Annotated in this window: 19 protein-coding genes and 2 other annotated features (1 of these 21 cut by a window edge); of the genes, 17 read left to right on the top strand and 2 right to left on the bottom strand. The window is 47.3% G+C overall.

Going from position 1 to position 20,779, the window contains the following annotated elements; all coding sequences use genetic code 11:
• On the bottom strand, window positions 1-959 hold a 959-nt coding region (locus C7R73_RS01595; RefSeq protein ID WP_106448812.1), incomplete at its 3' end, for an ISL3 family transposase.
• Window positions 960-1,344: 385 nt separating this feature from the next.
• Between C7R73_RS01595 and C7R73_RS01590 the strand changes: the two genes are divergently transcribed.
• The 5 genes from C7R73_RS01590 (at window position 1,345) to C7R73_RS01570 (ending at window position 5,710) form a co-directional block, all read left to right on the top strand.
• Window positions 1,345-2,298 (top strand): ABC transporter permease, encoded by a 954-nt coding sequence (locus C7R73_RS01590; RefSeq protein WP_106448811.1) that lies wholly within the window; start codon window positions 1,345-1,347, stop codon window positions 2,296-2,298.
• The gene (locus C7R73_RS01585) at window positions 2,295-3,257 is read left to right on the top strand and encodes an iron chelate uptake ABC transporter family permease subunit (protein WP_106448810.1); all 963 of its coding nucleotides are present in this window, start codon (window positions 2,295-2,297) and stop codon (window positions 3,255-3,257) included. Before C7R73_RS01590 ends, C7R73_RS01585 begins: the two co-directional genes overlap by 4 nt.
• The gene (locus tag C7R73_RS01580) at window positions 3,254-4,015 is read left to right on the top strand and encodes an iron ABC transporter ATP-binding protein (RefSeq protein ID WP_106448809.1); all 762 of its coding nucleotides are present in this window, start codon (window positions 3,254-3,256) and stop codon (window positions 4,013-4,015) included. Before C7R73_RS01585 ends, C7R73_RS01580 begins: the two co-directional genes overlap by 4 nt.
• An 18-nt stretch (window positions 4,016-4,033) precedes the next feature.
• Window positions 4,034-4,996 carry a siderophore ABC transporter substrate-binding protein gene (locus tag C7R73_RS01575; protein ID WP_106448808.1) on the top strand — a complete coding sequence of 321 codons (963 nt, stop codon included), beginning with the start codon at window positions 4,034-4,036 and terminating at the stop codon, window positions 4,994-4,996.
• 81 nt (window positions 4,997-5,077) lie between these two features.
• Window positions 5,078-5,710 (top strand): DUF1054 family protein, encoded by a 633-nt coding sequence (locus C7R73_RS01570; RefSeq protein WP_161525842.1) that lies wholly within the window; start codon window positions 5,078-5,080, stop codon window positions 5,708-5,710.
• Between the two features lie 124 nt (window positions 5,711-5,834).
• On the opposite strand, the gene rpsD is transcribed toward C7R73_RS01570, so the two are convergent.
• Window positions 5,835-6,446 (bottom strand): 30S ribosomal protein S4, encoded by a 612-nt coding sequence (gene rpsD, locus C7R73_RS01565; protein WP_086628311.1) that lies wholly within the window; start codon window positions 6,444-6,446, stop codon window positions 5,835-5,837.
• A 415-nt stretch (window positions 6,447-6,861) separates the two neighbouring features.
• On the opposite strand from rpsD, the gene C7R73_RS01560 reads away from it, so the two are divergent.
• The 12 genes from C7R73_RS01560 to mreD all read left to right on the top strand — a co-directional run bounded on the left by C7R73_RS01560 (window position 6,862) and on the right by mreD (window position 20,626).
• Complete coding sequence (locus C7R73_RS01560) at window positions 6,862-8,580, top strand: septation ring formation regulator EzrA (RefSeq protein ID WP_106448806.1); 1,719 nt, start codon at window positions 6,862-6,864, stop codon at window positions 8,578-8,580.
• Window positions 8,581-8,754: 174 nt separating this feature from the next.
• Complete coding sequence (locus tag C7R73_RS01555) at window positions 8,755-9,891, top strand: cysteine desulfurase family protein (RefSeq protein ID WP_106448805.1); 1,137 nt, start codon at window positions 8,755-8,757, stop codon at window positions 9,889-9,891.
• Window positions 9,892-9,920: 29 nt separating this feature from the next.
• The gene (gene thiI / locus C7R73_RS01550; RefSeq protein ID WP_106448804.1) at window positions 9,921-11,135 is read left to right on the top strand and encodes a tRNA uracil 4-sulfurtransferase ThiI; all 1,215 of its coding nucleotides are present in this window, start codon (window positions 9,921-9,923) and stop codon (window positions 11,133-11,135) included.
• A gap of 85 nt (window positions 11,136-11,220) precedes the next feature.
• Window positions 11,221-11,715 carry a thiol peroxidase gene (gene tpx / locus C7R73_RS01545; protein ID WP_106448803.1) on the top strand — a complete coding sequence of 165 codons (495 nt, stop codon included), beginning with the start codon at window positions 11,221-11,223 and terminating at the stop codon, window positions 11,713-11,715.
• A gap of 44 nt (window positions 11,716-11,759) precedes the next feature.
• Window positions 11,760-11,984, top strand: a binding site (T-box leader).
• 63 nt (window positions 11,985-12,047) lie between these two features.
• Window positions 12,048-14,696, top strand: a complete 2,649-nt coding sequence (locus C7R73_RS01540) for a valine--tRNA ligase (RefSeq protein ID WP_106448802.1) — start codon at window positions 12,048-12,050, stop codon at window positions 14,694-14,696.
• 90 nt (window positions 14,697-14,786) lie between these two features.
• A complete protein-coding gene (locus tag C7R73_RS01535) occupies window positions 14,787-16,097 on the top strand; it encodes a bifunctional folylpolyglutamate synthase/dihydrofolate synthase (RefSeq protein WP_106448801.1) in 1,311 nt (436 codons plus the stop codon).
• A 1-nt stretch (window position 16,098) separates the two neighbouring features.
• Window positions 16,099-16,758, top strand: a complete 660-nt coding sequence (locus C7R73_RS01530) for an HAD family hydrolase (RefSeq protein WP_106448800.1) — start codon at window positions 16,099-16,101, stop codon at window positions 16,756-16,758.
• 59 nt (window positions 16,759-16,817) lie between these two features.
• Window positions 16,818-17,507, top strand: coding sequence for a RadC family protein (radC, locus tag C7R73_RS01525; protein ID WP_192875229.1), 690 nt, complete (start codon window positions 16,818-16,820; stop codon window positions 17,505-17,507).
• A gap of 190 nt (window positions 17,508-17,697) precedes the next feature.
• Window positions 17,698-17,898 (top strand): cold-shock protein CspD, encoded by a 201-nt coding sequence (gene cspD / locus C7R73_RS01520; RefSeq protein WP_086628303.1) that lies wholly within the window; start codon window positions 17,698-17,700, stop codon window positions 17,896-17,898.
• Window positions 17,899-18,188: 290 nt separating this feature from the next.
• Window positions 18,189-19,202: a rod shape-determining protein gene (locus tag C7R73_RS01515; RefSeq protein WP_106448826.1), complete on the top strand. Its 1,014-nt coding sequence runs from the start codon at window positions 18,189-18,191 to the stop codon at window positions 19,200-19,202.
• Between the two features lie 45 nt (window positions 19,203-19,247).
• Window positions 19,248-20,102 carry a rod shape-determining protein MreC gene (gene mreC / locus C7R73_RS01510; RefSeq protein ID WP_086941787.1) on the top strand — a complete coding sequence of 285 codons (855 nt, stop codon included), beginning with the start codon at window positions 19,248-19,250 and terminating at the stop codon, window positions 20,100-20,102.
• Complete coding sequence (gene mreD, locus C7R73_RS01505) at window positions 20,102-20,626, top strand: rod shape-determining protein MreD (protein ID WP_106448799.1); 525 nt, start codon at window positions 20,102-20,104, stop codon at window positions 20,624-20,626. Before mreC ends, mreD begins: the two co-directional genes overlap by 1 nt.
• A gap of 79 nt (window positions 20,627-20,705) precedes the next feature.
• Window positions 20,706-20,779 (top strand) — a binding site (T-box leader); it runs 177 nt beyond the window's last position.

Below are 20,779 nucleotides of genomic sequence, written 5' to 3'. Positions count from 1 at the left end.
TCGACTACATCTTTATCGCACATGCCCTTTTTGAAGAGTCTATGGTAGCGGAAATTGGTAAAGTCCAGCTTGTCTTGGTCCATAAGCAGTAATTTCCAGTAGTTCTTCAATTTTGTATAATCGCGACGATCTTTTGATTCGGATGCCTTCCTAAGGCCATTCATCACTTGAATACGGGTTTGATTTAACGCGCGATTCACCTGCAGAATAATGTGGAACCGATCGATGATAATCTTGGCGTTAGGAAAGACTTCCTTAACTAAAATCATGTACGGAGAATAAAGATCGGTCACAACCGTCTCTACACGAGCCCGTACTTCATAAGGGAAACGGAGGAAGTATTCTCGTAATTTGAATAACCGCCTATCCGGAAGGACATCAAACAACTGATGTGTCTGCGAATCACAACAGACAAAACTCATCGCCCCAACACAATCCTTTACCGACTTGAATTCGTCGAAACAAAGATGCTTCGGCAAGTAATGATAGCCTTGTTTGAAACTGTTGTAAGAATTTTTGAAGACACGGCTGGTTGTATTCGCGGAGACATGATGAATGGCAGCGATGTCCTTTTCTGAAATGGTTTTCCTTGCGTATAGGGCAATCGAAACCTTTGTGGCCCTGGAAATAAAACAATTTTTCTCCACGATATTTGTTTGCGCGCTAAAGGTAGACGAGCATTCCCTACAAAGGAACCGCTGTTTATTCAAGTCGAGGAAGGCTGGATAGCCAGAAACCTCTGGTAAAATGATCCTGGATTTCTTGGTTCCATTTTTTACGATTGACTGCTGGTTTTCCATCCCGCAGTTAGGGCACCGTAGTGCCTCGAAGGTCAAGACGGCAGAGAAAACTTTCGCAATTTGGCCCTTGATTACGACATCCTGGCAACAATTTTCTCCGAAATGGATATTAAGGTCTTTTATATTCAACACATTTCGCATATACTTTGATATAGACAAATGAAATCACTCCTTAAAATATCTGGCTTAGTCACCTTTATTTTAACAGAGTATTTCATTTGTCCTTTTTTATGCACTTTTCACAAAAAAAGGCGTTGATGAAATTTACTTCATCAACACCATTTATTATAGAACCAAAAAATAAAGACAGACCGAAAAGACCAGTCCCACACAAGGGCTGGCCTTTTTGGTTTCTTTTTTTGGATGAACTGAAGACATGAAAACGCTCCCCTTGGAGCTACTTACTTTTTTTCATGAAAATCTCATATTTGGTATTGTGTTTTATTTCTGCATCAAGTAGAATAGCACCTATACCATTAATTGAGAATGATTCTCAATTAGAATCGTTATCAATAAGGAGTTGTTTTTGGAAGATGGTGAATAGATGTTGAAGAAATTACTGCTTGTTCTGGCGTTGGCAGGAGTGATCGTGCTTTCCCTCGGAGTGGGGACTGCTGCTTTTTCGGTGGAACAGTTTCTGGTCGGGAGCAACACGGACCGCCTGATATTGTTGTCGTCACGGCTGCCGAGGACGATTACGGTTCTTTTGGCAGGAGCGGGTTTGTCCTTATCCGGCTTGATCATGCAATCATTGACGCAGAACCGATTTGCCGCTCCCGATACAGTCGGCACGGTGGATGCGGCAAGGGTAGGCATGCTGTGCGGGATGATTTTCTTTCCGGGCTTATCGGTTGTGGGGAAGATGACTCTTTCCTTCCTTTTTGCGGCGGCGGGGACGTTCCTGTTTTTGGTTGTCGTGAATCGCTTGCCTTTCAAGAGCCAGATGACGATCCCTTTGTTGGGTCTGATGTACGGAAATATTTTGGGAGGGATCGCCAATTTTTTTGCCTTCCGCTTCAACGTTACGCAAAATCTTTCCGCCTGGATGCAAGGGGATTTTTCATTGGTCATCAAAGGACAATATGAGGGAATGTACCTTATATTCCTGTTGTTTTTGGCACTTTATTTTTTTGCCGATCATTTTACGATTGCCCGCTTCGGGAAAGACGCTGCCAAAAACCTCGGCCTGCCTTTTGAGACAGTCTTGTTCATCGGGACGCTGTTCGTATCTTTGGCTGTGGCGGTCATCCTGAGTACAGTCGGCAATCTGCCGTTCTTGGGAGTCATCATCCCGAACCTCGTCTCGTTGCGCTTCGGCGACAACATCCGCAATACACATGGCAAGGTAGCGATGTTCGGAGCGATTTTCTTGTTGCTGTGTGATGTGTTCTCGCGTCTGGTCATTCCTCCATACGAAATACCGGTGGAAACGGTATTGGGTGTTTTCGGCGGCGGCTTGTTCCTGTGGCTGTTGCTGAAGGGAGGGCGGACAGCATGAAAAACGTGTTGAAAAACCGCATCATCATGAAACGGTTGGCTGTGATTGCACTGGCTGTGGCTTTTGTTTATTTTTTTTGGAACCAAGGCAACGGTAATCTGTTCATCATGAAGTTGCGGAGCGCGAAGCTTTTGACGTTTGCGGTCATCAGCACCAGCACCGCCTTTGCAACTGTCAGCTTTCAGACTGTCGTGCACAGCAATTTTTTGACCCCCAGCATTCTTGGGGTCGAATCATTCTATCGCCTCCTGCAGACAGTGTTGATGTTTTTCAGTTTCTCGCTGTTTGGCAGCCAAATGAATGCTGAATGGCAGTTCATTTTCCTGTTGTTCCTGATGCTTGGCAGTTACTTTTTGCTGTACCGGCTTTCGTGGAACCGGAAAAATTACGATATGCAGGTCATCCTGATGATTGGGCTCGTCATGGGGACCTTCTTCAACAGCATCAGTTCTTTCATGCAAGTGCTGATGGACCCGAATGAGTACGACAAACTGCAGACAAAGCTGTATGCCAGTTTTCAGAACATCAATGATTCCGTACTTATATTGGCTGTTCCGATCGCCGTGTTTTCGATCATCAGTTTGTGGCGCAAGCGGAAGGTATTGGAAGTTTTGGGACTGGGTACACAAACGGCCAAAAATTTAGGGGTCGCCGTCGAAAAGGAGACGAAGCTTACCTTCATGCATGTCATCCTATTGATGACAGTCTCCGCGGCGCTCGTCGGACCGATGATGTTTCTCGGGTTTGTGGCGGCGAACATCGCTTATCGGCTATTCAGGACGTATTCTTTGAACTACCTGTTGCCTGGTGCGAGTCTGCTCAGTTTTGTGATGGTCGTGGCCGGACAATTCGTGGCTGAAGAAGTCTTCAAGCTGCAGACGAATTTGAGTATTCTGATCGAACTGTTCGGAGGAATCTATTTCTTTTGGTTATTATGGAAGGAAAGGAGCAAACTATGAAAATCACTAACGTCAGCAAAGCCTATGAGGATGAAAAAGTACTGGATGACATCTCTTTGGCGATTGAGAAAGGGAAAATCACGGCTTTCATCGGTCCGAATGGGGCAGGCAAAAGCACTCTCCTTTCGGTCATCAGCCGTCTGTTGACAAAGGACGAGGGGATATTGACGATACACGGGAAAGAAATCGAGGCTTGGCAATCCGATGAACTGGCGCGGGAGCTTTCGATCCTGAAACAACAGAATGCCTATCAAGTGCGCATGACGGTCCGCGAACTGGTCTCGTTCGGCAGGTTCCCCTATACGAAGGGCAGGCTGAATGATGAGGATCATGCCATGATAGATAAGGTTTTGGGCTATCTGAACCTGGTAGAATTCTCAAACCGCTATTTGGATACTTTGTCTGGGGGGCAACTCCAGCGGGCGGCCATCGCGATGATACTGGTGCAGGACACGGAGTACATCTTATTGGATGAACCGCTGAACAATCTCGACCTGAAACAGAGCATCGTGACGATGCAAACCATCCGGAATCTGGCTGATGAATTGGGTAAAACCATTCTGGTCGTCATCCACGACGTCAATTTCGCTTCCGTTTTTTCAGACAACATCATCGCCATGAAAAACGGAAAGGTGTTCCGGAGCGGCACGGTCGAGGAAGTCATCCGGACACAAGTTTTGCAGGAATTATATGAAGTGCCATTGGAAGTCATCACGACTGCGGATGGAAAAAAACATTGCACGTATCAAGCAATTTGACATAGAGGAGAATGGGAAATGAAAAAATGGCAAAAAACAATCATCAGTTTGGCTTCAATCTTCACCCTGGCGGCTTGCGGCGCCCAGGAAGGGGCTGCCGATGCGGCAGATTCAACAACAGCGACTGCGGAATCCGAAGCAACGGTGACCATCGAGGATGCACGCGGCTCCGTAGAAGTGCCCAAAGACCCCAAAAACGTGGCTGTTTTGGATTTTGGGCATTTGGATACATTGATCGCATTGGGTAAAGAGGATGCAGTCACGGGTACAGCGACCGAAAACATGCCGGCTTATCTGGCGGATAAGGCAGATCAATTCGAGAATGTAGGGACACTTAAAGAACCGAATGTGGAGGCGTTGGCGAATTTGGCGCCGGAGCTCATCATCATTTCGAACCGATTGCTGGACTTTGCGGAACAATTGGAGGAAATCGCGCCTGTGGTCGTGCTCAGTGTCGATTACACGGATTATTGGGGTTCGGTCCAGAAGAACATCACTACCTTAGGGACTATCTTTGACGAAGAGGCTGCAGCCGATGAAGCCATCGCTACCTTGAACGATGAGATTGAGGCCGTGCAAGCGAAGACAGCCGGAATCAGCGAGAAAACATTGACGTTGCTCTTGAACGATGGCAGCATGTCCGCTTTCAGCACAGGCTCACGCTTCGGCTTCATTTACGATACATTGGGCTTCACGCCTGTCGATGCAGCGATCGAGGATTCCACACATGGACAGTCCGTCGGCTATGAAGGGTTGCTGGAAATCAATCCGCAGATCTTGTTCGTCGTCGACCGCACAGCGGCAATCGGAACAGCGTCAGATGAAAATGCGGCGTTGTTGGAGAATGATTTCGTCTATCAAACGGATGCTTATAAAAATAATAAAATCATCAACTTGTCCTCTGACTTGTGGTATCTTTCCGGAGGCGGGATAGAATCGATCCACCTGATGGTCGAAGAGGTCGCAGCGGATTTCCAGTAATCATAAGCGGAATCAAAAGATTGTCCATCTGCTGTTTTTTTCTCTATAATAATGGAAGGAAATCAGAAAGAGGTGCACGGTTTGGAAGGTAATCACTTCAGTAAGGAAGACTTCGACGTTTTTGACATTCAGGGACTCGATGAGAGGATGGCAGGCATCCGTGAACGGATCCAACCCAAGTTCCGGCATTTCGCGGCAGCGGGGGTCCGTCTCATCGTTTCGGAAAAGGATGCTGAGTCGGTGCCCGTGCCCGTGCATGTCGCTAAGCATCTGCGCCGCACGAAACATGCGCCCGAGAATACTTGGTGCGCCATCGGAGGGGATTCGAGGGGCTACAAAAAGTATCCCCATTTCCAGATCGGGATTGCGAAAGAGGGAGTCAGCTTTTATCTTTGCCTGATCGATCAACCCGTCAAAGAAAAAGAGATGGCTGCTGCTTTATTGGGACGGATTCCTGACTTGGAGCAGTTACCGCGTGATTACGTAGTTTCGGTCGACCATACCGTACCGACTGTGCAGCCGATAGAGGCTGTCAATTGGCAGCCTGTCCTGGTCCGACTGCGGGATGTGAAGAAGGCTGAACTGCTGATCGGCCGCAAGTTGGCGCCAGCCGATCCGCGGTTAGCGACGGAAGCAGGCACTCTGGCAGTGTTGGAGGAAACGCTGCGTGAACTGCTGCCGATCTACCGGGCCTGTATGGAACAGTATCGCTAAACGCGTAACCCAAGACAAAGCAAAAAGGACTGAACAGCGGGATTGATCGCTGTTCAGTCCTTTTCTTTGTACAAAAAAACGGCAAATTGCTTTGCCGTTTCATTGAAGCTGATCTCCGGGGAGATTAACCTAATTTGTTGTAGTATTCTACTACGAATGACTCATCGATTTCAGCTGGCAATTCTTCGCGAACTGGCAGACGGTTCAATGAACCTTCGAATGTTTCTGTGTCGAAGGTGATGAAGTCCGGACGTCCGAACAAAGCTTCAGCAGCAGCTTTAACAACTACCAAGTTTTTAGATTTTTCGCGCAAGCCGATTACTTGGCCGACAGATACTTCGTATGAAGGGATGTCAACACGTTTGCCATCGACAGTTACGTGACCGTGGTTAACTAATTGACGTGCTTGACGACGAGTAGAAGCTAAACCTAGACGGTAAACTACGTTATCCAAACGTTGTTCCAATAAGATCATGAAGTTAACACCTTGTTTACCTTCTTTGATTTTACCAGCTTTTTTGAATAAAGTTGCGAATTGACGTTCGTTCATGCCGTACATGTGACGCAATTTTTGTTTTTCTTGCAATTGCATAGCATATTCAGATAATTTTTTACGGTTGTTAGGGCCGTGTTGACCTGGAACGTATGGACGACGCTCCAATTCTTTACCTGTTCCCAAAAGGGAGATGCCTAAACGACGAGCCTGTTTCCAACTTGGTCCTGTATAACGTGACATAATAAAATTCCTCCAATAAATGTTTGATTTTTGGAGTAAAATAAGAATGATAAGTCAGCAATGCGTGCAGTTGATCCTTCAATCTTCACCTTATGCAGCCGCAAGGGTACGCAATTGAACCATCTAAAGATGGCGATGAACTGTTGACGCGGGTGCTTCTTTCTCGCTGCATTATTTTACACAAAGGTTATTGTACCAAACAACAGAAGTTAATGCAATGAAAAGGTGATATTTGACGGACTTTGCCCAGCAGCGGAACGCTTTCACTGTTCCAAGTAAAGGAATTCAGTTCCCTTATTATTTTCTGGTTTCTGATTGGTTCTTTCTATGTTATACTAAAAAATGAGATATATTGGGCGTTTTCAATTTTAAGATCAAATAAACGAAATTGTCGGAATAGGTGGAGGATTTATTGATGGAGTTTATATACTGGTTAGTAGCGATAATATTGTTAGTGTTGATCGGGTATGGTGCGATCATGTATTTGACGAGGCAACAAGCGAATCGGATCAAGGCAATCGATGAGAAGAAACAAAAAGCGATGGCCATACCTGTGGCCGATAACCTGTTCACATTGAAAAATATGAATTTGACAGGCCAAACGAAGCGCACGTATGAAAGTTGGCAGGCTACTTGGCAGACCATCACGCGTTTTCAGTATCCTGAAATCGAGGCGGCGCTGGTCAGTGCCGAACAATACATCCAACGCATGAATTTCATCAAGGCGAAGCAAGCCATTTCGCAAGCGGATCAACTGATCGACGAAACGAAAAACAGTGTTGAGAAAGTGAACAAGGCACTCGAAAAATTATTGGAAAGTGCACAGGAAAACCGCAAAGAGTTGGAAGAAATCCAGGAACGCTACAATAAAATCCGCAAACAGCTATTGGCGCACAGCTTTACATTCGGTCCAGCCATCGAAACGTTGGAGAAGAACCTGAATTACATGGAGTTGGATTTCACAAAATTCAATTCATTGACGAACGAAGGCGACCATATGGAAGCCAAAGAAATCTTGTCGCGAATCGAGCAGGATCTGCTTATTATGGAAGAAGTCGTTGAAAAGATCCCTCAGCTGAACGAAAAAATCAAAACAGAGTATGAAGAACAAGTGAATGATATGAAAGACGGCTACCAACGCTTGTTGGATGAAAAGTACATTTTCGAAGGTGTGGATGTCTCCTTTGAGATAGCTGCTGTCGAAAAAGAAATCCAGGAAGCTAAAGATTCCATTGGCCTTGCTGATATCAATGAAGCAGGCAAGAAGATGGATAAGGTCGAACGCGATATCGAAGCGGTCTATGCCATCATGGAGAAGGAAATGGAAGCCAAGGATTTTGTGGGCCGTCATACGGCAAATCTGCAGAAGAAAATGGATCATGTCCTGCAGAGCAACCGCTATGTGCTGCTTGAAATCGACCGCGTTTCTCAGAATTATTTCTTGAACAAGAATGAATTGGGCCGCGCGCAAGAGTTCGAAGAGCAGTTGCTGAAGGAAAATGAAGCTTTGCGTTATTACGATAAGATGATGAAGGAACATGAAATTTCCTACTCGGTTGTCCGCGAATATTACGAAAAAATCAGCCAGCGCCTTTCCGAAATCGACAAGGAACAGTCTGAATTGGTCAGCAACCTCAGTGATCTGCGCAACCGCGAAAAAGAAATCAAGGACAGCATCGATCTGTACGAGTTGGATATGCGCAACATGAAGCGGACCATCGAAAAATACCATCTGCCTGGTTTGCCGAAAATCTATTTGGATCTTTTCTTCTCAGTCACGGATCGCATCGAGGATTTGGCTTCCAAGCTGAACCGCGTGAAGATCGACATGGACGAAATCGATGCCATTTCCAAGATGTGCGAAGAGGACATCGAAATGTTGGATAACCAAACGCAAGCGATCGTGGACAATGCGATGCTGACTGAATATATGATCCAGTACGCAAACCGTTTCCGTCATTCGCATGTGGAAATCGAAAATGCCATCAACAAAGCTTTGGTGCTTTTCCATCGCGAATATGACTACGAAGGTGCGTTGGAGGCTGTCAAAATCCCGCTGAATCGCGTCGAAGCAGGTGCTGCCCGCAAAGTGGAAGAATCCTACCAGGAAGAAAAAAATCGTCGCTACTATTAAATACAGAACAAACAAAACGCAAGGGTCGGGACATTGTCTCGGCCCTTTTTTGGACACTTATTTATGAGAAGGAAATAAAATTCAGCCGTATGCTTTTAATGGTCAGGCATTTTCTATATAATGGATAGGATGTCCCGATGAGAGTGCAAAGTTATTAAGGAAGTGTAGATAAAGATGATTTATTTTGACAACAGCGCAACAACAAAAATGTATGCGGAAGCTTTGGATACTTACCGGAAGGTCAACGAACAATTTTTTGGTAATCCTTCGAGTCTGCACAGATTAGGCAATGAAGCCGATGCTTTGCTTCAGCAGTCGCGCAAACAGATTGCGCACTTACTGGGTGCCCAGCCGGATGAAATTTTCTTCACGAGCGGCGGTACGGAGAGCGACAACTGGGCGATCAAAGGCACCGCGATGGAGAAGTTCGCTGCAGGGAAACACATGATCGCTTCTTCCGTTGAGCATCCTGCCGTCTCAAAGTCGTTGGAGCAACTGGAAAAGTTAGGCTTTGAAATCAGCTACTTGCCTGTCGACGCGAACGGAATCGTATCCATCAAGGAGCTCGAGAAAACCATAAGGAAAGATACGATCCTGCTGAGTGTCATGGCCATCAATAATGAAGTCGGCAGCATCCAGCCGATCGAGGCTATCGGCGAGCTGCTTGAAAATTATCCTTGGGTCCATTTCCATGTGGATGCCGTGCAGGCAGTCGGTGAATGCGAGCCGCTGATCCGACACCCACGAGTGGATCTCCTGTCGCTTTCAGCGCATAAATTCCACGGCCCCAAAGGCGTAGGCATTCTCTACAAGAAACATGGCAAGCGGATTGCACCGTTGTTGACGGGAGGCGGGCAAGAATCCGGCATGCGCAGCACGACGGAGAATGTCGGGGGAGTCGCAGCGATGGCGAAAGCCCTGCGCATGACTCTTGAAGGCAGCGAATCCAGCCGAAAACAAGAACGGCTGGTCCGGAGTAAGTTGGTTGCGGCCCTTTCGGAATATGAAGATGTCCGGATTTTTTCACCTGAAGATGGCGCCGGCCATATCCTTTGTTTTGCCATGAAAGGCGTCAGGGGAGAAGTGATGGTCCATGCTTTCGAAAGTCAGGATATCTTCATTTCAACTACCAGCGCCTGCTCAAGCCGAAAGAAAGGCACGCCCTATACGTTGGGATCGATGGGCATACCCGTTTCCTGGAGCCAGTGTGCGGTCAGGATAAGCCTTTCCGGCGAGAATACGGAGTCAGAAGCGGAAGCCTTCATTGAACATTTCCGGACGCTGCATGAACAATTCAAAAAGATACAATAGAATAACTGACAGATAGGAAGAGAACATAAATGGAAACGCACATTCAAATCCGCTTTGGCGAATTGTCGACCAAAGGGAAAAATAAAAAACGTTTTGTCCAACAGTTGGCGCAAAATGTCAGGATGGTCACAAAGGATCATCCGCAGATCAAAATCAAACCCGAGCACGATTTTATGCTGTTGGATCTGAACGGAGCTGACGAGGCCGTCATTATCGAACGCCTGCAGCATGTGTTCGGAATCCAAAACTATTCACCGGTCTATTTGGTTTCGCGTGATCTCGATGAAGTCAAACGGGTTTTGGTGGAGTTGCTTGCCAAAATGGAGACTGCCGGAAAGACATTCAAGATAGCTACGCGTCGCGCGGATCACGCCTACGAGCATGACACGACCTTCATGAATGCCGAGCTGGGAGCCACTGTGCTGGATGCTTTCCCAGGTATTTCAGTCAAGATGAAGCAACCGGACATCCTTGTGCGTGTAGACATCAAAACCAACGGCATCATGCTGAGCACGCAAACCTGTCAAGGACCTGGCGGATTGCCTGTCGGCTCCAGCGGCAGAGGCATGCTTATGCTTTCCGGAGGCATCGATTCACCGGTAGCCGGTTATCTTGCCATGAAGCGCGGCGTGAAGATTGAGGCGGTGCATTTCCACAGCCCACCTTACACAAGTCCGCAAGCGTTGCAGAAAGCCAAAGATTTGGCTGCCAAATTGACTAAATTCGGCGGTGAAATCCAGTTCATCGAAGTGCCGTTCACGGAGATCCAGGAAGAAATCAAAGAGAAAATTCCTGCGGATTATCTGATGACGATCACGCGCCGAATGATGCTGCGGATCACCGATGCCATCAGAGCCGAACGCAAAGGGCTGGCCATCTTTAATGGGGAATCTTTGGCCCAAGTCGCTTCCCAGACGCTGGAGAGCATGATTGCCATCAACGATGTCACAACGACACCGATCATTCGTCCTGTCGCAACAATGGATAAATTGGAAATCATCGATTTGGCACAGAAAATCGATACCTTTGATCTGTCGGTGCAACCTTTCGAAGACTGCTGCACGATTTTTGCGCCACCGTCACCCAAAACGAAACCACATTTGGACAAGGCCAGACGTTTTGAAGCGATCCTTGATGTGGAACCGCTCGTGGCACGCGCGGTTGCGGGTATCGTAGTATCAAGCATAACCGGCCGCGAAGATACAGCCAGCCAAGACGAAGCGCTCTTTTCGGATTTGCTGTAACCTGCCAATGCAAGAGCGTATCCTTACCATAAATCACCGCTTATCTGTATAATGAGAGTACTATCGGATAAGGGGGAATGTTTTCATGCAAGTGACATTAAAAGGTGAGATTGTTGAAGTTTTAGGGAATCAGCCCGTAGTTGGGGAGAAGGCGCCGGCATTTTCGTTGTACAACACTGAAGACGAAAAGGTATCTTTGGATGATTTGCGCGGTTCGGTTGTTCTGATCAGTGTGTTCCCGGACATCAACACAAGCGTCTGCGACAAACAAACACGCAAATTCAACGAGACGGCAGCGAATATCGAAGGCTTGACCTTGTTGTCGGTTTCGAAAAATACAAAAGAAGAATTGATCAACTGGTGCTCGGCAAATGGCATCGATATGCAGATGCTGCATGACGATGAAGGCGAGTTTGGGGAAGCTTATGGACTGAAAGTGCCCAAATTAGGCAACAAGTTGGCCCGCAGTGTATTCGTCATCGACAAAGAAGGCGTCCTTTCCTACATGGAGATCGTACCTGAAATCGCGACGGAACCAGATGAAGCAGCGGCATTGACAGCTGCAAAAAATTTACTTTAATCGCATTGAGATTTCAATCAAAAGGTGCTAAACTAGTGAAGTATAAATAAGCGTCGATCAAGAAGAGTAGCTTACCCGGAACCACACAAGAGAGAAAAGCGTTTGGTGAAAGCTTTTTTGGGGAAGGAAAGTGAAGTAGCTTGTGAGCAAGTTGTGTGAAGGTCCGTGGACTGGGTAGCGCAGCTCGGAGTATTCTCCGTTATCAAAAAGAGAGACAGGGATCCGATTCCTGTAATTTAGGTGGTACCGCGATTCATATCGTCCTGCATATTCGTATGCAGGGCGATTTTTTTTCGCAACAAATCAATGTAAAAGAGAGAGGAAGTGGCTGAATGTCTAAAACAGACGCAATGCCGACAAAGTATCAACCCCAGCAAGTAGAAGCAGGGAAATATCAAAAATGGGTGGAAGCGGGGCTGTTCAAACCTAGCGGCGACAAGAGCAAAAAACCGTATTCGATCGTAATTCCGCCTCCGAACGTAACCGGCAGACTGCACTTGGGCCATGCCTGGGATGTGACGCTGCAGGATATGTTGATCCGCCAAAAACGCATGCAAGGATTCGATACGCTGTGGTTGCCTGGGATGGACCACGCCGGCATCGCCACCCAAGCCAAGGTTGAAGCGAAATTAGCCGAGGATGGACTTACCCGCTATGACCTGGGCCGGGAAGCCTTTGTCGACAAGGTATGGGAATGGAAAGAGGATTACGCTAGCGTTATCCGCGAGCAATGGGGAAAAATGGGCATTTCCGTTGATTATGACCGCGAGCGTTTCACGCTGGATGAGGGTCTGTCGGATGCGGTCCGCAAAGTCTTCGTCGGCTTGTACGAAAAAGACTTGATCTACCGCGGCGCCTACATCATCAACTGGGATCCCAAAGCGAAAACGGCCTTATCCGACATTGAAGTCATCCATAAGGACGTTCAGGGAGCCTTCTATCACTTCCGCTATCCGATGACGGATGGCTCAGGCTACCTGGAGTTGGCGACTACCCGTCCGGAAACTATGTTGGGCGACACGGCCATCGCAGTTCATCCGGAGGATGCAAGATATCAACAGTTCATCGGCAAGACCGTGACTTTGCCGCTGGTGAATCGGGAAATTCCGGTCATCGCTGATGATTATGTCGAGATGGACTTCGGGACTGGTGTCGTTAAGATCACACCCGCTCATGACCCGAACGACTTTGAAGTCGGTTTGCGCCATGATTTGCCGCAAGTGAACGTCATGAACGATGATGCGACGATGAACGAAGCAGCCGGAAAATATGCAGGAATGGACCGTTTTGCAGCGCGCAAAGCGATCATAAAAGATATGGAAGAACTGGGCTATTTGGTCAAAATTGAAGAAATGACCCACAGCGTCGGACATTCGGAACGCACAAACGTTATTGTGGAACCGCGCATCTCGACGCAATGGTTCGTCAAAATGCAACCATTGGCTGAGCGTGCGGTCGAAAACCAATCCGCAGAAGAAAAAGTTTCCTTCTATCCTGAACGATTTGAGAATACTTTCCTGACTTGGATGGGCAACGTCCATGACTGGGTCATTTCTCGCCAATTATGGTGGGGACATCAAATCCCGGCTTGGTATCACAAAGAAACCGGCGAAATGTACGTAGGCATGGAAGCTCCGAGCGACAGCGAAAACTGGACGCAGGATGAGGATGTTCTGGATACGTGGTTCAGTTCAGCACTTTGGCCGTTCTCGACGATGGGCTGGCCGGATGAAGATGCGGAAGATTTCAAACGTTATTTCCCTACCAGCACGTTGGTTACCGGATATGACATCATCTTCTTCTGGGTAAGCCGGATGATCTTTCAGAGTCTGGAGTTCACCGAAAAGCGTCCGTTTGAGAATGTGCTGATCCATGGTCTGATCCGTGACGAGCAAGGCCGCAAAATGAGCAAATCGCTCGGAAACGGGATCGACCCGATGGATGTGGTCGAAAAATACGGGGCGGATGCCTTGCGTTGGTTCTTGGCTAACGGTTCCGCACCTGGTCAGGATGTCCGCTTCAGCTATGAAAAGATGGATGCATCCTGGAACTTCATCAACAAAATCTGGAATGCAAGCCGTTATGTGCTGCTTAATTTAGAGGATCTGACTTTCGACGCTATCGACATCTCAGGGGAAAAGACGATCGCCGATAAATGGATCCTTTCCAGCCTGAACAAGACCATCACTAAAGTGACGGACCTGTTCGAGAAATTTGAATTCGGTGAAGCAGGCCGTTTGTTGTACCGTTTCATCTGGGATGATTACTGCGACTGGTATATCGAAATGTCCAAAGAAGTTCTGCAAGGGGAAAATGAAGAGGCAAAACAGACAACCCGCAGCATCTTGGCGTATGTTTTGGATAATGTCTTGCGCTTATTGCATCCGGTCATGCCTTTCGTCACCGAAGAGATTTGGCAAAATGTACCGCATCAAGGCGATTCCATCGTGACGGCAGCCTATCCGGAAGCGGATGACAGCTATATCGATGAAGCAGCTGAAGAAGCGATGGAAAAACTGATTGAATTGATCCGCGGCGTCCGCAATGTCCGCGCAGAAATGAACACACCGTTGTCCAAGAAAGTTCCGATGCAGCTGAAAGTGAATGACGAGGCAACCGAAGCGATTTTCCGCGCCAACGAATCGTACATCTTCCGTTTCTGCAATCCGGATACGCTGGAAATCGGTCTACACATCCAGGCAGCCAGCGATGCTGTCACCGCAGTTTTCTCAGGCGGAGAGGTGTACATGCCGTTAGCCGGTCTGATCAAATTGGAGGATGAGATTTCCCGTCTCGAGAAGGAAGCGGAGAAATTGACCAAAGAAGTCGATCGGGTGGAAAGCAAATTGAATAACGAAAAATTCATCAGCAAAGCACCGCAGGCTGTAATCGACGGGGAGAAACAAAAAGAAACAGAATACCGCGAAAAATTGGCGGCCGTGGAAGAACGCATCGCTGCCCTAAAAGAACAGCTAGCTTGATAAGAGAATCGAATTGAACAGGAAGAACCCTATTAGCAAGCTCCTTTGTGGATAGGGTTCTTCTTAAATGGAAATGGAGTGAAGAGGTAGATGTTTGCAACTTATGAAGAGGCGATGGAATGGATCCATACCCGCAAAGGCATGGGCCCTAAGCCGGGGATAGTCCGGATGAAATGGTTGATGGAAAAATTGGATCACCCGGAACGTAAATTCAGATCCATCCATATTGCCGGAACAAATGGAAAAGGATCGAATGTTGCTTACTTAAGAAGTCTGTTCATGGCGGCTGGCTATACGGTGGGAACCTTCACCTCTCCGCATATTGTCAGTTTTAATGAAAGGATCGGCGTGAATGGAGCGAACATCCCTGATGAAGACGTGCTGGAGCAAGCGAACATTCTGCATGCACTCTATGAGGAAATCAGCCTGACGGATATGGGTCCGCTGACGGAATTCGAAGTTGTGACCGCCATGATGTTTTCCTATTTTGGTTCACACCCTTGCGATGTCGTATTGTTGGAAGTCGGTTTGGGCGGGCTTTACGACAGCACGAATGTTGCCGAGCCGGACTTGTCGCTCATCACAACGATAGGAAAAGACCACAGCAACATTCTCGGGAATACCCTTGGGAAAATCGCCTATCAAAAAGCCGGAATCATCAAGAAAGGGACTCCTGTCGTCATCGGAAGATTGCCTGAAGAGGCTTTGTCGGTGATGCGGAACACTGCAGAAAAAAAAGCAGCGCCTTTGTATGAATTCGGCCCGGATTTCAGTATCGTCAATTGGCATGAGGGTTCTGATTACCATGAAGTCTTTGATTTCTCATCCCCATTGGGCAGCTTTGAAAACCTTGAAATTACCTTGATGGGCGGCCATCAAGTCGATAATGCGGCTACAGCGTTGCAAGCTTTCTTGCTGTTCTGCAAAAAATACGCTTTAAGCTACTCGGAGACCACAATCAAAGCAGGGCTTTTGGGGACAGCTTGGCCAGTCCGGATGGAGATCGTTTCGCAAGAACCGTTTGTCATGCTGGATGGTGCCCATAATATCCCGGCTATGGAAGTGCTGACTGAAGCGATCAAGAAGAAGTTTTCCGATAAAGATATCACCATTCTGTTGGCGGCGTTGGCGGATAAGGACTTGGAGGAAATGGGCCAGTTGATCAAGTCGATCCCTGACAGCAAGCTGTACGTGACCAGTTTCGATTTCCCAAGGGCGGCATCTGTCAAGGAACTGTGCGAGCGGATGGACGTATCAGAAGCTGCAGCCTATGAAGATTGGCGCTTTGCGATCGATGATTTGAAGGCGAAACAATCCGAAGATGGCATGTTATTGATTACAGGCTCACTGTATTTTCTTTCCGAAGTAAGACATTATTTATTGAAGGATAAGGAGTTTTGAGATGCGTAAAAAAGCGGTCATTTTTGATATGGATGGATTGATGTTCGATACGGAAACGTTGGGCTATCAGGCACAAGGTGAATTGGCGGAAGAGCTGGCCTTGCCGATAGCGTTCGACTTCGATTATTACCTGAAACAAGTAGGGCGATCCGATAAGGATGTGATGCCTGAATTGGCATCCGACTTCGGCGACGCTGAACTGGCGGAACGATTCCTGCGGAAAATGAAGAAGAGGCAGACAGACATCGCCTCCGAGCAGGGGCTTCCGATCAAAAAAGGTCTTTATGATCTGTTGGCCTTTCTGAAGGAGGAAGGCGTGGTGTGCGTCGTTGCTTCCAGCAGCCGGAGGAGAGAAGTCAGCTTCTACCTCGAATTGGCTGATATTTCGCAGTATTTCCGCTACCAAGTCTGCGGGGATGAAGTATCCTTCGCCAAACCGGATCCGGAAATTTTCCTGAGCGCCTGGAAACCCCTTGGCATTCCGAAAGAGGACTGTCTGATCCTGGAAGATTCGCTTAACGGCATCCGTGCGGGCTATGATGCGGGCATTGAAGTGATCATGATTCCGGATCTGATCGTTCCGGATGACGAAGCGAAAGCAAAAACGATTGCCATTTTGCCGGACCTGCATGCGGTCATGGATTGGCTGAAAGAGAAATAACCTGTTCCGCTCCTTCCTGCGTATCTATTGAGTAGACGGAAGGAAAGGGGTAAAACAGGATGGTGCAAGAAACAAATCTGCTGATGGAGGTTCCGAAAGCCTCGCGCCCGCGTGAAAGATTGGATCAATTCGGAGAAAAAGCCCTGGCGACGCATGAATTATTGGCGATCATACTGCGGACGGGACCCAGGGACAGCAATGTCATGCAGTTGGCATTACGGGTGCTGAATGAGTTCGAGGATCTCCATTCCTTGAAGTTGGCCTCGCTGGAAGAGTTGACCTTGATCAACGGGATCGGCCGTACCAAAGCAATCGAGATCAAGGCCTGTGTCGAATTGGGAGTCCGCATCGCCAATGCGACGCAATTGAAGAGCGGAACGATCACCTCGACGCAAAGCGCCGGAACGCTTTTGCAGAAAGAGATGCGCGATCTCCAGCAGGAGCACGTAGTGGCGGTCTATCTGAACACAAAGAACGAAATCATCAAGAAGAAGACGATATTCATAGGCAGTCTGAACAGTTCGGTTGCGCATCCGCGCGAGATTTTCCGTGAAGCGGTAAGGTTTGCTGCTGCTCGGATCATCCTCGCGCACAATCATCCTTCCGGGAACCCCGATCCCTCGGAAGCTGATCTGGTCTTCACCCGCAGGATGGTGGAATGCGGAGAGATGATGGGGATCGAAATCCTTGACCATTTCATCATCGGGGTCGATGACTATCTCAGCCTGCGGGAATACGGCATCATTTAGTCTCTATTGCCGCCAATATTTCCGCAGACAAAAATGAAAATCTGATGGCAAAAAACTTGCAATATCGGAAAACCTGATATATCATTATATTAGTGTTTTTGTTTGGTAAAGAAAAGATTGTCTTGAACATTCCTATCGTACCAAAAGCAAGAATCACATTTTTAGTGCTTTGCACGAGGAGGAATTTTTCATGGAAAAAGGAACAGTAAAATGGTTTAACGCAGAAAAAGGTTTTGGATTTATCGAACGCGAAAGCGGAGACGACGTATTCGTACATTTCTCAGCTATCTTAGGCGACGGCTTCAAATCATTAGAAGAAGGACAAGCAGTTTCATTCGAAATCGTTGATGGAAACCGTGGACCGCAAGCTTCTAACGTAGAAAAAATCTAATTTTCCTTAACTTAAACGATCAAAGGGTCCGGGACACTGTCTCGGGCCTTTTTAAATGCCGACCTGCTGGAGGGGACGTTGTGGTTCGTGTAGATATATTGTGTCAATTAGGGTGAGTTGTTTACGTCAGCATTACTGATCGACGGCATTCCTGTCAAATAGATTAATTCTTTCTTTTGTTTGTTACATTGATGTTTTTCTTGTTCCGGTTTGTGGTAAAATAGAAAAGAATTTGTTTGTGGGAGAGTTTGTAGTCAATCAGACGGAAGGATGAGAAGTACTTGGTAAGTTTGAATTTTAAGGGTAAAAACATCGGAATTGATTTAGGTACGGCCAATACAATCGTCTTCATAGCCGGCAAGGGCATTGTGATCAGAGAACCTTCTGTCGTCGCCAAAAATATCCATACGGGGGAGATTCTGTCCGTTGGGGAAGAGGCCTTCCAGATGCTTGGCAGGACACCCGGCACCATTGTGGCATCCCGCCCGATGAAGGAAGGCGTCATTGCGGATTATGATACAACAGTCGCAATGATGAAATATTTCATCAAAAAAGCGACTGGAAATGCATTCATCAAACCATACGTGATGGTCTGCGTACCAAGTGGAGTGACGGAAGTCGAGAAACGGGCAGTTCTTGATGCTACACGGACAGCCGGCGCCAAAGAAGCTTTCATCATAGAAGAGCCTTTTGCTGCCGCGGTGGGTGCCGGACTTCCCGTGCATGCGCCTACAGGCAATATGGTGGTGGACATCGGTGGCGGGACGACGGATGTCGCGACAATTTCGCTTGGAGGAATCGTTACGAGCCGTTCCAGTACAGCCGCTGGCGATCGTATGGATGAGGCAATCATTCAGTTCATACGCAAAAAGTACGGTCTGTTGATCGGCGAGCGGACTGCCGAGAACATCAAAATAACGATCGGTTGTGCCGACATCGAAAAGGCAGCTTCCTACGGCTCCATGGAAATAAGGGGCCGGGATATGGTCAACGGCCTGCCCAAGACTTTGGAAATCTATGCCGAGGATATAGCGGTTGCGATTCATGATGTGGTCGAGAACATCATCCTTTCCGTGAGGGAAGTGCTGGAAGAGACTCCTCCCGAAATATCTGCTGACGTAATCGATCATGGCATCGTTTTGACAGGCGGCGGGGCTTTGTTGAAGAACATTGCTGAAGTCATTTCGGCGGAAGCGGAAGTTCCTGTATTTATCGCCAACGATCCATTGGATTGCGTTTCCATCGGGACAGGCGAAACATTGAAGAATATCAACGTGTACAAGCGTAAAAATTTAAGGCATTAAGATAATGAATGTAATTGAAAGTGATGTACGAAAAGAGGTGTCAATGTGAATCAGTTTTTTAACAACAAAAAATTGATTATCCTATTGATCAGTGTGATCACCTTTATCAGCTTGATAGCATATTCTCTCACCAACAACAGAGAAGATACATCGATACCGCAACAAGTAGGGAACGATGTGACGGGCTCCATTGCGAGAATATTTTCTAAGCCAGCGGAAGTAGTGGCGAATTTTGTTGATTCAGTCGATAACCTGATGAATACGTATGAAGAAAACCAATCTTTAAAAAGTAAAATTGATACCGTTTATGAGTTGCAAGTGAAAGTCTATAATCTGGAGCAAGAAAATGCACGGATGCAGGAAGAACTTGAACTAAAAAGCACTTTATCAGAATATGAACAAATCAATGCTTCTGTGGTATCCCGCAACCCTGACAGTTGGCTGAACCAGATCGTCATCGATAAAGGATCCCAGGACGGGGTAGAGGTCGACATGTCGGTGATGGCCGGAAACGGTCTGATTGGCCGTGTATCCGAAGTCAATTCCACAAGTGCGAAAGTGCTTTTGTTGACCACTTCAAACGATACGACCAACCGCGTGTCAGCTGAAATCCAAACGGAATCCGGACCTGTTCATGGCATCGTCAATGGCTATGATGAGGACACGAAGATGCTTTCCATGTCCCAGATTGCCCCGGATGCAGTGATCAATCCGGGCGACAGTGTGATCACATCAGGATTGGGCGGCGTTTCGCCAAGCGCCTTGCTGATCGGCACCGTCAAAGAAGTATCCATGGACAGCTACGGCCTCTTCAAACAAGTGACGATCGAGCCTGCCGGAGAGGTTTATAATATCCGCTTCGTGACGGTCATCAAACGGCTGAGCGGGAGTGGTGAGTGATGGTGCAGAACAGATCTTTGCATCACACTTATTTCATCCCCGTGATGCTTTACTTGCTTTTGATTTTGGATGGCTTTTTGATCAATGCCTTCCCTGGCCAGTTCGTCAGTGAAGAGTATATCCTTGTGCCGCACTTGGCGCTGTTCGGATTCGTGCTTTTTGCCTACTACTTCCCCAAACAGCCGATGCAGTTGTACGCAGTTCTGTTCGGGCTGTTGTTCGACAGTTATTACAGCGGCATTTTGGGCGTATACGCAGTGGCTTTTGCGGTGATTGTGTATTTCGTGAAGAAAATGCAGAAATATCTGACGGAAAATGTTTTCGTGTTGGCCCTGTTGTTCATCATGGCAATTGTAGCGGTAGATTCATTCGTTTTTGGCTTTTACAGCTTGATGGACATTACGCAGCTTGATTTCAGCGCTTTCGCTTCAGAACGTCTGGGACCGACCATCGTGTTGAACATTGTGCTGTTCATTGTAATTTATTACCCATTGTTTAAACTTGTGGGCTGGATGTACGACTGACCATGATGAGAAATGAATGAGATCTTTTTTAATGAAATGCTTGCATTTAACGAACGCTGTGGTATTATTGTCTTAAATTCTAAATGCAATGAAGAGAAAAAGTAACTTTTGCCTATTTCCAGAGAGTTTGCGGGTGGTGTGAGCAAACAATAG

Origin of the sequence: Trichococcus alkaliphilus (assembly GCF_003008695.1) — a bacterium.
Lineage (GTDB): Bacteria > Bacillota > Bacilli > Lactobacillales > Aerococcaceae > Trichococcus > Trichococcus alkaliphilus.
The sequence above is the reverse complement of the archived record's forward strand: the minus strand, read 5'-3'. Positions and strand labels throughout refer to the sequence as shown.

What these genes read in the sequence shown, in the direction of transcription:
- C7R73_RS01585 (WP_106448810.1), top strand. Translation starts at nt 2,295, where the DNA reads ATGAAAAACGTGTTGAAAAACCGCATCATCATGAAACGGTTGGCTGTG.
- C7R73_RS01540 (WP_106448802.1), top strand. Translation starts at nt 12,048, where the DNA reads ATGTCTAAAACAGACGCAATGCCGACAAAGTATCAACCCCAGCAAGTA.
- tpx (WP_106448803.1), top strand. Translation starts at nt 11,221, where the DNA reads ATGCAAGTGACATTAAAAGGTGAGATTGTTGAAGTTTTAGGGAATCAG.
- rpsD (WP_086628311.1), bottom strand. Translation starts at nt 6,446, where the DNA reads ATGTCACGTTATACAGGACCAAGTTGGAAACAGGCTCGTCGTTTAGGC.
- mreD (WP_106448799.1), top strand. Translation starts at nt 20,102, where the DNA reads ATGGTGCAGAACAGATCTTTGCATCACACTTATTTCATCCCCGTGATG.
- C7R73_RS01575 (WP_106448808.1), top strand. Translation starts at nt 4,034, where the DNA reads ATGAAAAAATGGCAAAAAACAATCATCAGTTTGGCTTCAATCTTCACC.
- C7R73_RS01535 (WP_106448801.1), top strand. Translation starts at nt 14,787, where the DNA reads ATGTTTGCAACTTATGAAGAGGCGATGGAATGGATCCATACCCGCAAA.
- C7R73_RS01555 (WP_106448805.1), top strand. Translation starts at nt 8,755, where the DNA reads ATGATTTATTTTGACAACAGCGCAACAACAAAAATGTATGCGGAAGCT.
- radC (WP_192875229.1), top strand. Translation starts at nt 16,818, where the DNA reads ATGGTGCAAGAAACAAATCTGCTGATGGAGGTTCCGAAAGCCTCGCGC.
- C7R73_RS01530 (WP_106448800.1), top strand. Translation starts at nt 16,099, where the DNA reads ATGCGTAAAAAAGCGGTCATTTTTGATATGGATGGATTGATGTTCGAT.
- C7R73_RS01590 (WP_106448811.1), top strand. Translation starts at nt 1,345, where the DNA reads ATGTTGAAGAAATTACTGCTTGTTCTGGCGTTGGCAGGAGTGATCGTG.
- C7R73_RS01560 (WP_106448806.1), top strand. Translation starts at nt 6,862, where the DNA reads ATGGAGTTTATATACTGGTTAGTAGCGATAATATTGTTAGTGTTGATC.
- thiI (WP_106448804.1), top strand. Translation starts at nt 9,921, where the DNA reads ATGGAAACGCACATTCAAATCCGCTTTGGCGAATTGTCGACCAAAGGG.
- C7R73_RS01580 (WP_106448809.1), top strand. Translation starts at nt 3,254, where the DNA reads ATGAAAATCACTAACGTCAGCAAAGCCTATGAGGATGAAAAAGTACTG.
- cspD (WP_086628303.1), top strand. Translation starts at nt 17,698, where the DNA reads ATGGAAAAAGGAACAGTAAAATGGTTTAACGCAGAAAAAGGTTTTGGA.